The organism is Marinomonas sp. NPDC078689 (genome assembly GCF_044542435.1).
In the GTDB taxonomy this organism is placed as follows: Bacteria; Pseudomonadota; Gammaproteobacteria; order Pseudomonadales; family Marinomonadaceae; genus Marinomonas; species Marinomonas arenicola.
Window position 1 is genome coordinate 108,798 of sequence record NZ_JBITUJ010000003.1, and the last position, 14,132, is coordinate 122,929.

At 43.9% G+C, this 14,132-nt stretch carries 17 protein-coding genes and 1 pseudogene; 7 read left to right on the forward strand and 11 right to left on the reverse strand.

Annotation, left to right across the window (positions count from 1 at the left end; genetic code table 11):
- The first annotated feature begins 213 nt into the window (after positions 1-213).
- The 3 genes and pseudogenes from ACIGBN_RS06670 to ACIGBN_RS06680 all read left to right on the forward strand — a co-directional run bounded on the left by ACIGBN_RS06670 (position 214) and on the right by ACIGBN_RS06680 (position 2,900).
- Positions 214-1,125, forward strand: coding sequence for a LysR family transcriptional regulator (locus ACIGBN_RS06670; protein WP_396664396.1), 912 nt, complete (start codon positions 214-216; stop codon positions 1,123-1,125).
- A 105-nt stretch (positions 1,126-1,230) separates the two neighbouring features.
- The gene (locus tag ACIGBN_RS06675; RefSeq protein WP_396664398.1) at positions 1,231-1,845 is read left to right on the forward strand and encodes a LysE family translocator; all 615 of its coding nucleotides are present in this window, start codon (positions 1,231-1,233) and stop codon (positions 1,843-1,845) included.
- Positions 1,846-2,213: 368 nt separating this feature from the next.
- Positions 2,214-2,900: pseudogene (locus ACIGBN_RS06680) on the forward strand (HD-GYP domain-containing protein).
- A gap of 67 nt (positions 2,901-2,967) precedes the next feature.
- Here the strand turns inward: ACIGBN_RS06680 and ACIGBN_RS06685 are convergent.
- A complete protein-coding gene (locus ACIGBN_RS06685; RefSeq protein WP_207923413.1) occupies positions 2,968-3,393 on the reverse strand; it encodes a MarR family winged helix-turn-helix transcriptional regulator in 426 nt (141 codons plus the stop codon).
- A 101-nt stretch (positions 3,394-3,494) separates the two neighbouring features.
- Between ACIGBN_RS06685 and ACIGBN_RS06690 the strand changes: the two genes are divergently transcribed.
- Positions 3,495-3,986 carry a DUF2798 domain-containing protein gene (locus ACIGBN_RS06690; protein WP_396664400.1) on the forward strand — a complete coding sequence of 164 codons (492 nt, stop codon included), beginning with the start codon at positions 3,495-3,497 and terminating at the stop codon, positions 3,984-3,986.
- A gap of 90 nt (positions 3,987-4,076) precedes the next feature.
- Entirely contained in the window at positions 4,077-4,934 is an 858-nt protein-coding gene (locus tag ACIGBN_RS06695) for an SDR family oxidoreductase (RefSeq protein ID WP_133003975.1), read from the forward strand.
- A 60-nt stretch (positions 4,935-4,994) separates the two neighbouring features.
- On the opposite strand, the gene ACIGBN_RS06700 is transcribed toward ACIGBN_RS06695, so the two are convergent.
- The 6 genes from ACIGBN_RS06700 to ACIGBN_RS06725 form a co-directional block, all read right to left on the reverse strand.
- Positions 4,995-5,432, reverse strand: coding sequence for a thermonuclease family protein (locus tag ACIGBN_RS06700; protein WP_133003974.1), 438 nt, complete (start codon positions 5,430-5,432; stop codon positions 4,995-4,997).
- Between the two features lie 177 nt (positions 5,433-5,609).
- Positions 5,610-6,605 (reverse strand): ABC transporter substrate-binding protein, encoded by a 996-nt coding sequence (locus ACIGBN_RS06705; protein WP_396664403.1) that lies wholly within the window; start codon positions 6,603-6,605, stop codon positions 5,610-5,612.
- A gap of 106 nt (positions 6,606-6,711) precedes the next feature.
- Positions 6,712-7,170, reverse strand: a complete 459-nt coding sequence (locus ACIGBN_RS06710; protein WP_396664405.1) for a universal stress protein — start codon at positions 7,168-7,170, stop codon at positions 6,712-6,714.
- Between the two features lie 10 nt (positions 7,171-7,180).
- Entirely contained in the window at positions 7,181-8,191 is a 1,011-nt protein-coding gene (locus tag ACIGBN_RS06715; RefSeq protein WP_396664407.1) for a YeiH family protein, read from the reverse strand.
- Between the two features lie 222 nt (positions 8,192-8,413).
- Positions 8,414-8,557, reverse strand: a complete 144-nt coding sequence (locus ACIGBN_RS06720) for a zinc-binding dehydrogenase (RefSeq protein WP_396664802.1) — start codon at positions 8,555-8,557, stop codon at positions 8,414-8,416.
- Positions 8,536-9,120, reverse strand: a complete 585-nt coding sequence (locus ACIGBN_RS06725; RefSeq protein ID WP_396664409.1) for a zinc-binding dehydrogenase — start codon at positions 9,118-9,120, stop codon at positions 8,536-8,538. The genes ACIGBN_RS06720 and ACIGBN_RS06725 overlap by 22 nt, the downstream gene beginning before the upstream one ends.
- A gap of 62 nt (positions 9,121-9,182) precedes the next feature.
- Between ACIGBN_RS06725 and ACIGBN_RS06730 the strand changes: the two genes are divergently transcribed.
- On the forward strand, positions 9,183-9,791 hold the full coding sequence (locus ACIGBN_RS06730; protein WP_396664411.1) for a substrate binding domain-containing protein: 609 nt from the start codon (positions 9,183-9,185) through the stop codon (positions 9,789-9,791).
- Positions 9,792-9,870: 79 nt separating this feature from the next.
- Here the strand turns inward: ACIGBN_RS06730 and ACIGBN_RS06735 are convergent, their stop codons facing one another.
- From ACIGBN_RS06735 to ACIGBN_RS06745, 3 genes are all read right to left on the reverse strand, one after another.
- Positions 9,871-10,107 (reverse strand): YdcH family protein, encoded by a 237-nt coding sequence (locus tag ACIGBN_RS06735; protein ID WP_396664413.1) that lies wholly within the window; start codon positions 10,105-10,107, stop codon positions 9,871-9,873.
- 121 nt (positions 10,108-10,228) lie between these two features.
- Positions 10,229-11,029 (reverse strand): SDR family NAD(P)-dependent oxidoreductase, encoded by an 801-nt coding sequence (locus tag ACIGBN_RS06740; RefSeq protein ID WP_396664415.1) that lies wholly within the window; start codon positions 11,027-11,029, stop codon positions 10,229-10,231.
- Positions 11,030-11,343: 314 nt separating this feature from the next.
- Entirely contained in the window at positions 11,344-12,504 is a 1,161-nt protein-coding gene (locus tag ACIGBN_RS06745; RefSeq protein ID WP_133003962.1) for an iron-containing alcohol dehydrogenase, read from the reverse strand.
- Between the two features lie 226 nt (positions 12,505-12,730).
- Between ACIGBN_RS06745 and ACIGBN_RS06750 the strand changes: the two genes are divergently transcribed.
- The gene (locus ACIGBN_RS06750; RefSeq protein ID WP_396664417.1) at positions 12,731-13,624 is read left to right on the forward strand and encodes an AraC family transcriptional regulator N-terminal domain-containing protein; all 894 of its coding nucleotides are present in this window, start codon (positions 12,731-12,733) and stop codon (positions 13,622-13,624) included.
- Positions 13,625-13,729: 105 nt separating this feature from the next.
- Here the strand turns inward: ACIGBN_RS06750 and ACIGBN_RS06755 are convergent, their stop codons facing one another.
- Positions 13,730-14,131 carry an acyl-CoA thioesterase gene (locus ACIGBN_RS06755; protein ID WP_396664419.1) on the reverse strand — a complete coding sequence of 134 codons (402 nt, stop codon included), beginning with the start codon at positions 14,129-14,131 and terminating at the stop codon, positions 13,730-13,732.
- Position 14,132 lies beyond the last annotated feature (1 nt).

Genomic DNA, 14,132 nt, shown 5'->3' on the forward strand with positions numbered 1-14,132 from the left:
CTAGATGCCTGAAGCAAGAGGTTTTAATTCGCATTGAAATGAGAGTCAATTGACTAGCCTTAAGCGGCTGAGTATGGTGGAATTTTCGCTTTCTAAAAGAGCCTTAGGGTGGTCTAAAGTTTGTATTGACTCGATCATCTCAGAGCGCTTATATACACCACTAAAATACACCACACAGCTTTATCGTAAGTTGTTAAAGGCAGGGCATCTGGCATGTTAAGGACGACCAATCTCAACTTATTACGATCACTTCATGTTTTATTGGAGGAATGTCATGTCACCAAAGCGGCGGCTCGCCTTCATATTTCACAATCTGCCGTAAGCCGCCAATTGGCACAACTCAGAGAGTTATGCCAAGACCAACTGTTAGTGCGAAATGGCAATCAATTAATCCCAACGGCGAAAGCGGCGACCCTTAAAATTAAGTTGGATTCCCTTCTTGGAGAGTTTGATGCGCTTCTGACCGAGGTTCCATTTGAGTCTAAAGACTATCAAGGGGAGCTGGTTTTCGCATCGAGTGATTATGTGGCTCAGTATCTATTTCCGGATATAGCTCAGCATCTCACTCAGCAGTCTCCTAAACTTGATCTCTCTTTTCAGCTCTGGGAGCCAAATCTAATCAATCAGTTACACGAAACTGGCATTCATCTAGCGTCCTCGATGCTCGCCCAAAAGCCTGACAATGTATCCAGTATTTATTTAGGCTCAGATGTACCTGTATGCGTGATGGCTAGCGACCATGCCTTAGCCAAACAAACGAGTATAACGGTTCAAGACATCGTTCAATATACCCATGTTAAAGTGACAGGTGGTGCTGATAAAGACTCCTTAGTTGATCGCCAATTGTCCGCTAAGGGCTACTCTCGTCGGGTTGCATTAAAAGTGCCTTTTTTTAGTACCGCTATGAGTTTACTGGTAAACAGTGACCGCTTGATGGTACTCCCTGAGCACATAGCGACGAACCTAGCCAGGCATTGGGATATAAAAACTCACTCACTACCATTTAAGACACAAGAACAGAAATATTGGCTGTTTTGGCACCCAAAATTTGATAATGAACCCGCGCATAAATACTTCAGGAATGAGGTCGCTCAAAAATTAAGGACCTCGAAATATTCAGTCTGATGAAGGTATCGCCATGACTTTATATCATCTTGATCATGATTAATTATGATTTCAGTTAATGATCTAGTTCCTATCTAATGAGAGCAAATAAGAGAAGGATAGATTATGACAATCACAGTGTGGTTATCACTTTTTAGTATTTGTTTGTTAGGCGCTATGTCACCGGGTCCTAGTCTTGCGATTGTCGCAAAGCACTCTTTAGCAAGCGGTCGAGTCCACGGTATAGCGGTCGCTTGGTCACACGCAATGGGGATTGGTCTCTACGCTTCCATTGCTATCATGGGGTTGTCTGTCATGATGGAGCAGACGCCACTGATATTTAAAGGCATTACATTAGCTGGCGCCGCTTACTTAATTTACCTAGGTACGCGTGCTCTGCGCTCAACGGGTGGCTTGGCGGCTAAATTAGCTTCTGGAGAAAAGACATCCATTTTTGAAGGAATGCGTGAGAGCTTTTTGATTTCGATTTTAAGCCCCAAGATCATGCTTTTTTTCACGGCTCTTTTTAGTCCGTTTATAGCAATAGCCAATGATGTTTTTGATCAGCTTGTGATCGTCTTCACACCATTATTGATTGATGGATTATGGTATAGCTTGATTGCTACTTTTCTGACTAATGCCAAGGTAATAAACACGGTTCGCGCTAAGGCATTGATCATTGATCGTCTATCTGGTGTTATTTTGATCTTACTTGCATTACGAGTAATTTATACCATTTAGAGCGAATAAGGATGAGAGCCGTGACCATTGACTGACGTTAATTGTCTCGGTGTGGATCTGCTCCTAACATAGCGGCTGCCTCATTGGCGGATACGTAATTCACCATAATACTCTGCAGTCTTCTGCCTAAGCGTAAGGCCACGAAACTGGAAACCATTTACGACCGAATTGATGAGATTCGCATGCGAGTAGAAGTGATCAAGCGTGAGACAGAGATTCAATTTTTGAGCAGTACACTGGATAAGAACGCCATTGTGGTTGACGACGCGGCGTTGCATGAAACGTTGGCTCAACTGGATGATGACTTTGCATTTGTGGCCAAGTTGAATCAAGGAGGGGAGTATTTGGATGAAAGCAAACAAGGCCGCATGGACAGCATTGCGCAAAAAACCTGGACTCGAACCCTCGACGATCGTATTGGCATTTCCCATGAAGAACTAGAAAAGAAAAATAGAACAGCAGCCCCTACATTGCCGATCAAAGAGCCATTACTTGCTGACCGGCCAGAACATCTTTTTGAGCGACCTGACTCAGAAAAATTACCAGAAGGTAATCCATGGGGGTTCAAAATGGATGTGCCTGAATTTCTTTACAATCGAGGGGAACTGCACAATCTCTCAATTCAGCGTGGCACGTTGACACCAGAAGACCGTTACAAGATCAATGAGCACATTGTTTAAACCATAAAAATGCTGGATAAGTTGCCGTTTCCGAAGCATTTAAAGTCTGTGCCTGAGCTTGCTGGTGGCCATCACGAAAAAATGGATGGAACTGGGTATCCTAAACGGTTAACCCGAGATGACATGTCGCCCGTTTCTCGAATGATGGCCGTAGCCGACATATTTGAAGCACTGACAGCAGTAGATAGACCCTACAAAAAAGGTAAGAAACTGTCCGAAGCCATTAAAATCATGTCTTCTATGGTAACCAACCAGCATATCGACCCTGATATCTTCCGGTTGTTTTTAGAATCGAAGGCTTATCTGGCTTACGCTCAAGAATACATGAACCCAGATCAGATTGATGACGTGCCAATTGCTGATTATCTTTCGTGACATGATTGGTACCATTGTCTAGGTCATCTCGTTACTAGATCGAGAATGATCAAACAGGCACTTGTGATTAGCCAGTAAGATTGCGAGTAAGTTGTTTGGTAACTTGCTGAAAGCCCTCTAATGTCTCCTCTGACATGCCGTTCGACATCATCTTGAAGATGGTCTTTTCAATGCCTTTTATTTGCTTTAGCAAATGCAATCCTTTCTCGGTAAGGCGCAGACATTGACTGCGTTTGTCGTCAGGATTGTTTTCTTTAGTGATCAAATCGTCTTTGATGAGCGCGTTCAGCAAACGGGTTATTTGAGCTTTATCGCGCTGTAAGAAGCTGGCTACCTCGCTGGCTGTGCAAGACCCTTTGTCATTAATGATGCTGATGGTACGTATGTGCATCGCGGTAATATTTAAGCCAAGCTCTTCAATGTGTCGATGCATTTGTTGTTTCAGTGCGTGCACCAGGTGGAATAGGTTTTCTAGTGATGTGTTAGTAGGCAATCTAAGCTCTCTCTTGGAATTAGTTGACTTTATCAATCATATGTATATTATGGTTGATATTATCAATCACTTATCTATTGAATTCAAGGTTGGGTTTTAAAATGACCATTAAAACGATTGCATCCGCTCCAGCATTAGAACAAAAGAAAACCCCTTTATTGCATAAAATCGCCCTTGTTTTAGGGGTAATGACCCTTATAGGTGGTTCTTTAACCGGCATCATGACGTATCGAAATATTGGCTTTACCGACACTTTTTTCTTAAGCTGGTTAACCTCATTTATAACCGCGCTGTTTACCGTGATGCCAGCAGGGTTTATTTTGATGGCCTTGGTCACTAAGCTGGTAGAAAAGCTCACTCCCAAAATGCGGGAGAACAAACGCAATTTGATCGTTGGCGTTGGCATGGCGTGTGTCATGGAATCTTTTATGGCGTTCAGCACAGCGGCTAACAATATTGGCTTTCATGACCTTTCTGCATTTTATCATGGCTGGTTAAATGGATTATTGGCGGCGTTGCCGGTGGCGTTAACCTTGTCGACTGTCATCACAATGACAATAAAACCAAAAATAGAGCGTTTTTTGCGCAGCTAATAGCGCTTCGTAAGCAAATGAACAAGCAAGATGAGTAAACTAAAATACACTTTTACAAAGACTGATTATCAGCAAAACAGGGGAAAAAAAATGAAAATTGCCGTTACCGCAGCCAGTGGCCAGTTAGGCGCAGCCATTGTTAACGCCTTGTTATCCTTAACATCGAAAGAGAATATTATTGCTTTGGCAAGAACGCCTGAAAAAGCACAACACTTGGGCGTGGAAGTACGACCAGGGGATTACAATGACTTGGCACAACTCGAAGCATCACTGCAATCGGTTGACACCTTGTTGCTTGTTTCTGGTATGGACGCACCTGATAAACGCATAGGTCAGCATAGAAATGTGATCGCTGCAGCAAAGAAGGCTGGAGTAACAAAAATCGTTTACACCAGTGTGCAGGGAGCAGAAGAAAATACCGCGTTTTCACCCGTGATTCAAAGCAATCGTCAGACCGAGCAAGATGTGCGTGAAAGTGGTTTAGAATGGGTGATTGGTCGTAATGGCATTTATATTGAGCCAGACATTGAATACATCGAAAACTACAAAAAAGCGGGCAGTATTTTTAACTGTGCTGGGGAAGGCAAGTGTGGTTATACCACCCGCGGTGAATTGGCCTACGCTTACGCAAAAATGCTGCTAGAAGATAAACACAAGGGTCACACCTATAACCTCAATGGCGAATCGATTACCCAATCCCAATTGGTGGACTTTATGAACGAGGCGTTTGATGCCAACTTGGTGTATCAAGCGATGACGGTTGAAGCGTTTAAAGAGAACCGAATTGCCGAGCTAGGGGATTTTCTTGGTACTGTGATAGCGGGCATTTACCAAGGTATTTTAGAAGGTAAATCTGATAACCCTAGTCAATTCGCCGCCGCGGCAGGGCGAGAGCACATTCGCTGGGAAGATTACTTTTCCAAGCTAAAAGCTGAGTACAAGCACTAACCGCTGTCTTCTTTAGCTTAATGCCGTCGCTTAACATAAACACCTGTCGACCAAGATGGGCTACAGGTGTTTATCTTTCGTATTGGTTGAACACCATCCGTCTCTATGGCCACCATCATAAGGGCGAGCCAATCCTAAGGAAATCAACTCTTTTGAGAGTGACTTTCCATCCACGTAAACATCGGCAATCAAGCGAAAGTACTTACCGCGCTTCATGCCTCTTAGTTCTATTAAATGCCCCTTCTTTAAAAACGCTCTTGTAAAGTCCCGAGCCATTTTGGCTTGCAACTTCTCGCTTGGGCATTTGCCACGGATTTCGGCGGCGTCGACGCCATTCACTCGAATCGACATGTTTTTGCCAATGATCTGTGGCCAACTATCAATGTCGACTCGAAAGGTGTCGGCGTCGTATACAGATATAATGCGATCTACTACGATCGATTGGGCATACACGAATGGTGTAAACAGCAGCCCAAATAAGATCAAAACGCGGGTCATCTATTGTTACCTCAAAGAGTATTAGCACGTCCTGTGCTGAGCTTATTTTCGTTCAAGTAGGTGAGTTAACACCTTAATATTTCAGCTATTTTAGCGTATTTGCTGAGTCAGTGATAATAAAAAGCCTGAGTGGCTTTTACGCTACTCAGGCTTTAATGATGTTTGTCTAATCGGATTTTATAACGCGTTTTCTACCTTTTCGGCGGTGTCAGCCGACACCCACGCTTTCCAAATTTCTGGATACGTTTCTAAAAAGTAATACATGGCGGTTTCTTCATCCGCTTGATTGTCTTCCATCCAGGCCAATAACTTGCTCATCTGTGGGTTAGTAAAACCACGTTTTTCAAAGTAAGCGTAGGCCAAAGGTTCTTTTTGGGCGAAAGCTTCTGTGGTGATGGTGTATACCGGAGAAGGTGGGTACATGGTCACTTTTGGTGATTGGCAATTTGGCTGCGTGGTGCAATTGCGGTATTCCTCTACGTCCGCACCGGTGCCGAAATCCACTTTGACCATAGGGTATTTGCCCAATACCGGTGTGGGTGACCAGTAATAGCCAAACCAAGGTTGGTGGCGTTCGTAAGCTCGAGAAATGCTGCCTGCTAATCCCGCACCGGAACCTGGGTCGACCATATCAAAACCGTAATCAGCCAGTTTTAGAGCATTAAAAAGGTGTTCTGCGGTAATTTGGCAAGTCCAGCCAGCAGGGCAGCTATAAAACGCGTGTTTGGTTTCACTTTCTGGGTGTTTGAATAGCGCTGCGTGCTTGATCACACCTTCAATGGTTGCCATTTCAGGGTACTGTTTAACAAGATAAGCAGGAACCCAAAAACCTTCTTCACCGCCATTTATTAATGCTTTTCCGGCATAGCGCAAACGCTTATCAGCGACGCCCTTGTCTAAGGCTTCTTTGACACTGTTGGTCCAAAGCTCAGGCGCCACATCGGGCTGGCCTTTCTCGATCATTGAGATGCCAGTAGGCACGCTGTCACCAGGAATCAGTTCGGCATCACATTGATATCCATTGTTAAGAATAAATTGATCAATATGCGCAATCAAACTCGCGGAATTCCAGTTCATGTCCGCTATGGTAAAAGAACCACAGCTTGCGGCGCTGGCATTGACAGAAAAAGCAGACACTAGCAGGGCTGGTAGAAGTGAAGGAAGAATCTTCATTAGGCTGGATTCCTTAATAGTGGACAGAAAACTAAGTATATACACAAGCGATAATAAGAATAAACGAGCGCGTTAAAATCTCTAAAAAATAATAGAAAAACGCACACTATATTTTTAATAAAACCACATCGCAGGGCATTTCTCGAATAATCGGTTCTGAAATAGAAAGAAAAAATTGTCGTAAGGCCGATGATTTATGATGCCCAAAAACCACTAAATCAATGGCTTGTTGTTTAAGGGCGTGCAGAATTTCGTCGTCAATGTTGCCAGAACTAATAAAGTATTTATCAACCAACATCTTATTATCAACCAACATCTTATTATCAACCAACATCTTATTATCGGCAAACAGAGCGCGCATCGCATTAATGGATTCCTCTTCTAAACGCGCTTCAAAGTCGGCCTCATTTATATTCACAAGGCCATCGTAGGTGCCTAAAAAACTTTGATCCACATGCAGCACATGCAATTTGGCGTGGTGTAAGTTAGCCAGCGCACTGGCCTTTTTGAGTATCAAGCTTGATTCTTTAGACAAATCAACGGCGACTAATATTTGTTGGTACATAATAAGCTCCTTAATGAAATAAATGCGCGACCGCGGTGGTGATGCCATAGCCACCAAAGATCAACCAGGTAAACAGAATGACGGCTAAAATAATCGGTTTGATACCCACACCACGGATCTTTGTCAGATTGGTGTCTATCCCCAATGCTCCCATGGCCATGGTGAGTAAAAAGACAGAACTTTGTGTTAACCAATGAACTATTTCTTGCGGAATAATATCGAGAGAGTTAATGCCAGACGCGACCACAAAAAAGACCGCAAACCAAGGGATTGTGATTTGCGTTTTCTCGCTAATAACCCCTTCTTTCACAGCACTTCGTGACAAATAGACGCTTAATGCAATAAGAAAGGGCGCCAGCATCATCACGCGAGTCAGTTTCACAATGACAGAAGTCACCGCTATATCGCTGTTCATGGCGTTTCCCGCAGCAACCACTTGAGCGACTTCATGCACTGTGGCTCCCGTATAAATGCCCATTAGCCTTGGGTCAATATGGAAAAGATGGAAGATGGCGGGGTAAACAAACATGGCGAGAGTGCCAAAAATAACCACAGTTGCCACCGCAACAGCGGTTTGATGAGGTTTGGCTTTCACCACTGGCTCAGCAGCCAAGATGGCCGCGGCGCCACAAATAGAAGACCCTGTCGCCGTTAACATACTGATTTCACGGTCAAGCCCTAATACTTTCATGCCAATAAAAGTACCGCCGATGAAGGTGGTCACAATAATGATGGCATCCGTTACTAGCCCAGGTAGGCCCACTTCAATAATTTGCTGAAAGGTTATAAAGAACCCATAAAAAATAATGCCCAATCTAAGCAGCTTTTGTTGGCTAAATTTGATACCAGGTAGCGCGCTTTTAGGGATACGCTTTTGAAAAAGATTGCCCAACACCATGCCCATTAAAATACAGATCACCAGTGAGCTTATTTGGTAATGCTTAATGACGTTCAAGTTGGCTATTTGAAAAGAAACAAGGCTCATAACCAGCATGACGACTAAACCACTTAAATACTTCATATCAACTCCTGTCGTAGGTAATGAGTCAATTATTATCAATATGGTTATATTCATATATCTTGTAATTATTAACAGGCGTTTGGTTTTTCTAAACGATAGAGGGGGAGAGTGCTTTATTTCCAGTTTTTGCGTCATCAAAACACAAAAAAGACCAAAATCAACAGTATGATTTTGGTCTCTTTTTTCAGTAACAGAGTGCTTTTGGGAATATGAAGGAAGCTATCAAATGTCGATCACGACTTTGCCAATCACTTTTCGGCTAGCAAGGCGGTCGTGGGCTTTACTAACGTCTTCTAAAGCAAAGATTTCAGTATCAAGAATAGGCTTAAGTTTGCCTTCATCTACTATGTTAGCAAGCTGGTTAATATGTGGCCGTGTTGCTCACGTTTATGGTTATTCAGCATAGGGATCAACATAAAGACAACATGCAAGGATAGGCCTTTGAAGTGCACTTGGGTCAAATCAAGATTGAGCAGTGACATTGTGGTTGCAATGTTGGCGTTCAAGGCAGCCGCTTCAAAGGAAGCGTTCAAGTTTTCACCGCCAACTGAATCAAACACCAGATCAAAACCTGCACCAGCGGTGTGTTTGGCAACATAGTCTGCCACACTTTCTTGCTTGTAATTGATGGCTGTGCCACCCAATTTCTCAATCACAGAAACCTGTTCATCGTCACTGATGGTTGCGAATACTTGAGCGCCGAAATAATTAGCAAGTTGCACAGCAACGTGTCCAACACCTCCAGCGCCACCATGAACCAGTACTTTTTGACCTTGTTTGATGCCCGCTCGCATCAGGCCTTCGTAAGCCGTAATGCCGACTAATGGCAATGCAGCGGCGTCACGCATAGAAAGGCTTTTAGGTTTTTTGGCAACCAATTTCGCATCGGCGAGCATGTATTCCGCCAAGGTGCCTGGCAAATCTGCCACTCCACCTGCGCAACCAAACACAAGGCACACTGCGCTTAACGGCACCTGCGTCGTTTGCGCGCATGCATATTATTCCAGCGCTAAAAGCGTTTTCTGAGGTTTATCCTGAACTCAAAATTGACATGCGCATGAGTGATAGCATTGTCGATATGGTGGAAGGTGGCTTTGATGTGGCCATTCGGAATGTGTCATTGAATGATTCTACCTTGGTCGCGCGAAAGTTGGCGGCAGACAAGCGAATAGTGTGTGCGTCACCTGAGTACCTTGAACAATTTGGCGAGCCTAAAAAGCCTCAAGATCTGGTGAATCATCAGTGTATTAATCTTGTTGGTTTAGAGCACTGGGTGTTTGACACGCCTGAAGGGGAAAAGAAAATCCGTATTCAAGGTCCATTACGTGCGGACAATGGCGACTCGATTCGCGACGCTTGTATTGCCGGCATGGGGATCACAATCAGCTCGACCTGGTGTGCCTATCAAGCCTTACAAGAAGGGCGCTTGGTGCAAGTGCTAGAAGAGTATCCATTGTTGCCTGAAACGAACATTTGGGCGGTGTACCCAAGCTCTCGTTTGTTAGCGCCTAAAGTGCGTGTGTTCATCGATTATTTCGCCAAGCGGTTCGGCGATGTGCCTTACTGGGAAAAAGAGCTGAACAATAAGCAAAGAAACTAAAAAAAGAGCAAACATGAGATGCCTCCCTGTTTGCTCTTTTTTCACTCTAGACCATTCAATGGTCTGTCTCAGGCATTGATTAGGCTTTTAAACGCTGATAGATGACGTCTTTTAGAGACGCTCGATCGTGCTTTAATTGGTGCATGGCCTCGTCGTCGATAGGGGCATTGTCTAGCTCAAGATGTCGAATTTCTTGGTCTAAAGCGTGGTAGCGACGAGCGTACTCAGCAAAATTTGAATCCGTCTTATTTAATTCAGAGATTTTTTCTTTGTATTCCGGAAACTCAATGATGATCGCGTGATCTTCACCTAACATAGTATTCTCCTTTCGCTAACAATACGGCTAATTTGAGTCACTTTTTTACCATAGCTGCAATCTCATACAATGGCTAATTTTCTTGCCTATAGACTCAGATGACCATGACTCTATTCGCTACTTAATCCGTGTGTCTTTGAGCCAATATTTGATCGAGAGTACGGCAGATTTCGGCGTTTTTCTCTGGATCAAGCGCGTCGGCGTGCGGAGCAGAAAATTGGCCAATGTCGTTGTCAAAGTACAGGCCACTAGCGTTAGCAAACTCATCTGACAAAGCGGCTTTGGTTAAAATATCAGCCCCATCTTGTAGATTGCCACCAGCGATACCATAGGCTTCCTTGACCATTTTGCTGCCCAGCAATGATTTAGGGTTAACGGCAACAATCACAGGCCCATGTTTGCCTAAAGACTCCGCCATATGACGAGACCACATAGTCAGAGCCAATTTGCTTTTGGCGTACACTGGACCATCTGCGAGTGCGCTTGGGGTGCTCAGCTCAGAGCTTGAAATTGGCGCTTGTGCTGCTGATGATAAGTTGACCACACGACCGTTAGGGGATAACAAAGGCAATAGTTGCTGAGTCAATAAGTAAGGCGCGATCGTGTTGACCATATAACGTACATCCAAACCGTCTTCTGACACCACAACAGGCGCGGTATATACACCAGCATTGTTAATAATGACGTCCAATGTGGAGTGCTTTGCTCGAATCTGTTCCACCAATGAATAGACATCATCCAAACGCGACAAATCCGCTTGATAAGTCTCTATGTTTTGATCCGATAAATGGGCTTTTGCTGAGGCCAGTTTACCCGCACTACGACCGTGCAAAAGAACCGTATGGCCCAGTGATGACAAAGAGTTAGCGGTGGCAAAGCCAATGCCATCGGTAGAGCCAGTAATCAGTATGGTTTTTTTCATGGTGTTACTCCTAACGTAAAAGTGATCTAGCGATGGGACGCAGCCAACCTGTGACATTGATTAAACATAAGTGTAGTGCAGGATAAAGCGTTGCCGTGTTATCTACGCCTATAGGGTTGTTGTCATCAATAACGCTAGAGAATAAAACCATAATAATAGTCTTGATTGTTTTTGATAATACTCGCTTTAAAGCAATCAGTTTTTACTTTTTATGAATAATCAAATGAGCGGGGTTTAAAATGAAAAAAGGCCAGCACGTAGGCTGACCTTTTGTTTGACGCATTCGTGTGCGCTTGTACTCGTTTGTTTAGCGATTATTTCGCGGCAACAAGGATCTTACGAACGATATCAAGCGTTAAATCACCACTTTCAGACAATGCTGTCATGCCAACGTTTTCTAAGTTCGCGATCACTTTATCAATCCCAGCATCATCAATACCGTAATGGGTTAGGTTCGTTACGATATCTAATGAGTTAAAGAAGGCTTCTGTTTTGTTAATTGCCGCTTCGATTTTTTCATCATCAGTCCCTTCTGTGATGTCCCACACACGCTCTGCAAACTGAAGCAATTTAGCGTGTTTTTTCGCTTTGCGTTCGCGCAATAGAGAAGGCAACACAATGGTCAGGGTACGACCATGAGCAATACCGAACAAGGCCGTCAATTCGTGGCCGATCATGTGTGTAGACCAGTCTTGTGGTACGCCGGCACCAATCGCGCCATTTAAGGCATTAGTAGCAGACCAGATGAAGTTTTTACGAGCGTCTAAATCATCGTTGTCACGGTAGGTTACAGGGCCCACTTCAATCAATGTTTTTAGAATGCCTTCACTGGTACGGTCTTGAATTCGCGCGTCCACAGGAACGGTTAAGTATTGCTCTAAAACGTGAATAAAGGCATCAACAACACCATTGGCGATTTGTTCTTTCGGCAAGGTTTTTGTTAAGTCAGGATCCAATAATGAGAACTTAGGAAAAGCCAAAGGTGACATGAATGGGCGCTTTTGACCTTCTAATGTAATCACGCCGCCCATGTTCATTTCAGAGCCTGTTGCTGGCAATGTCGCGACACAGCCAAGAGGCAAAATGTCTGTAACAGGAACCGGTGCAAAGCCGTGAGACAGTAGGCCTGCGTAATCTTCAGGCGCGGCTTTTGCGGCAAGGCCGATGAATTTTGTGCCGTCCATTACCGAACCGCCGCCGACAGCAAGAAGAAAATCTACCTTCTCTTGTTTGGCAATGTTCGCCGCTTTAATCAGTGTGTCAAATTGAGGGTTGGCTTCGATGCCGCCAAACTCAATGATGTCACGAGAAGCCAAAGCAGTACGAACGGCATCAATGGTGCCGTATTTTTTAGCGCTCTGACCACCGAAGGTAATCATAACTTTGGCATCCGCTGGAATAAGGCTGTTTAGTTCAGCGATGCGGTTCTGTCCAAAGACGATGCGAGTCGGGTTGTAATAATCAAAATCAAGCATAGGTTTCCTCGTATGCGATATAGTTACCAAATTTGTCATGCACTATAGTATCAATATAATTGTTTTCATATCCACAAACCGCTTAAAAACATGCATAATCGTACACTCCCTGATATTTGCACGGATGGGTGAGTGTTCTTTCTTAAATGCTCCTTGAATCCTGTCGATTGTTTGCATACTAGAACCTTATTTTTCCTTAAACCGCTCAATAGGCCATCTAACAGCAATGATGAAAGTCGTACGATCAAACCAAATGGATGAGTTTAATCAGTTGATTAAACAAAATGTTCATCACGAAGGATTCACCGAAATGCACATCGAGGGTGTGGGTGTGGTGCAATGGCACCGTGCGCAACGAATGTCGCCCTTTTTGTATGAGCCTATTATTTGCATGATGGGCCAAGGTGAAAAAATTTGCCGGATTGGCGACGCTGCTTTTGTGTATCAAGGGGGCGATTTTTTCATCAACTTTTTGCCCATACCCGTGTACGCCGAGGTGACGAAAGCATCCGCCGAGGTGCCATTTCAATCGGCGGTGATGAGCATCAATTTAATAAAATTGGCCGATATGATTGTGCGCATTGAGCGCCAAGAGATGAGTTTGCGAAAAGCCGTGCCAGAAACGGCGTCCTGTGTGGTTGTAGGTAAAGCCAATGGCGATCTGGTTGAATTGTTTTCACGATTGTTGAAGGTCGCATCGGACCCATTGGAATCCGCCATTTTGGGGGAATCTGTTATTGACGAAATCTACTACCGATTACTCACTGGTGAACACGGTTACGCCTTGCGTCAATTGTTGCATCAATATGGCAATATACAGCCTGTGTCACGAGCGGTGAATCACATCCATAACAATGTCAACAAGATCATCAAGGTGGATGAGTTGGCGTCCATTGCCAATATGAGTAAAACGTCTTTTTTTAACGCGTTTAAAAAGCTCATGCATGTTTCACCCATGCAATACATCAAATCCATTAAGCTACAGAAAGCACAGGCGTTGTTGATTCAAGGTATACAAGCAAACGAAGCCAGCTACCAAGTTGGCTATAACAGCTTTTCTCAATTTAGTCGGGAATATAAGCGGTTTTTTGGTTTTCCACCGTCGCAAACCGCCAGTTAGAAGCCGTATTGTTGGGCAGGGAGAGAGGAGAAATCACGCCCATTCTATAAAAGAAGTATGGGCGAGATTCAAATGGACAAGGGCAATGACCATTAGATAGAAGCGTTATAGGAGCACGTTGGCTTCTTCAAAGACGATTGGTTTGCCATTTTCAGTAATGGAGGCGATGGTCATTTTGGCGGACAAGTATTTGTTACCTTCAGAGTCCAAAATAACTTGATGAAAAACAAATTTGAAGCGAGAAGTTCTTTCTACAAAGGTTTCTACAACAAACTCATCACCGCTTTTTAGAGAGCGTTTGTAATCGAGCTCCGCCTTCATTAAGACAAGGTGAATGCCGCTTTTTGTGATTTGTGCAAAATCCAATCCCTTGGATTTGATAAAAGAGTGACGAGCATGTTCTAAATAATTCTGATAGACGGCGTTATTCACAATGCCTTGTAAATCACATTCATAATCTCTCACGCTAAAAGCAATAGAATGGGGAGCGGTGAGGTTGGTAGACATA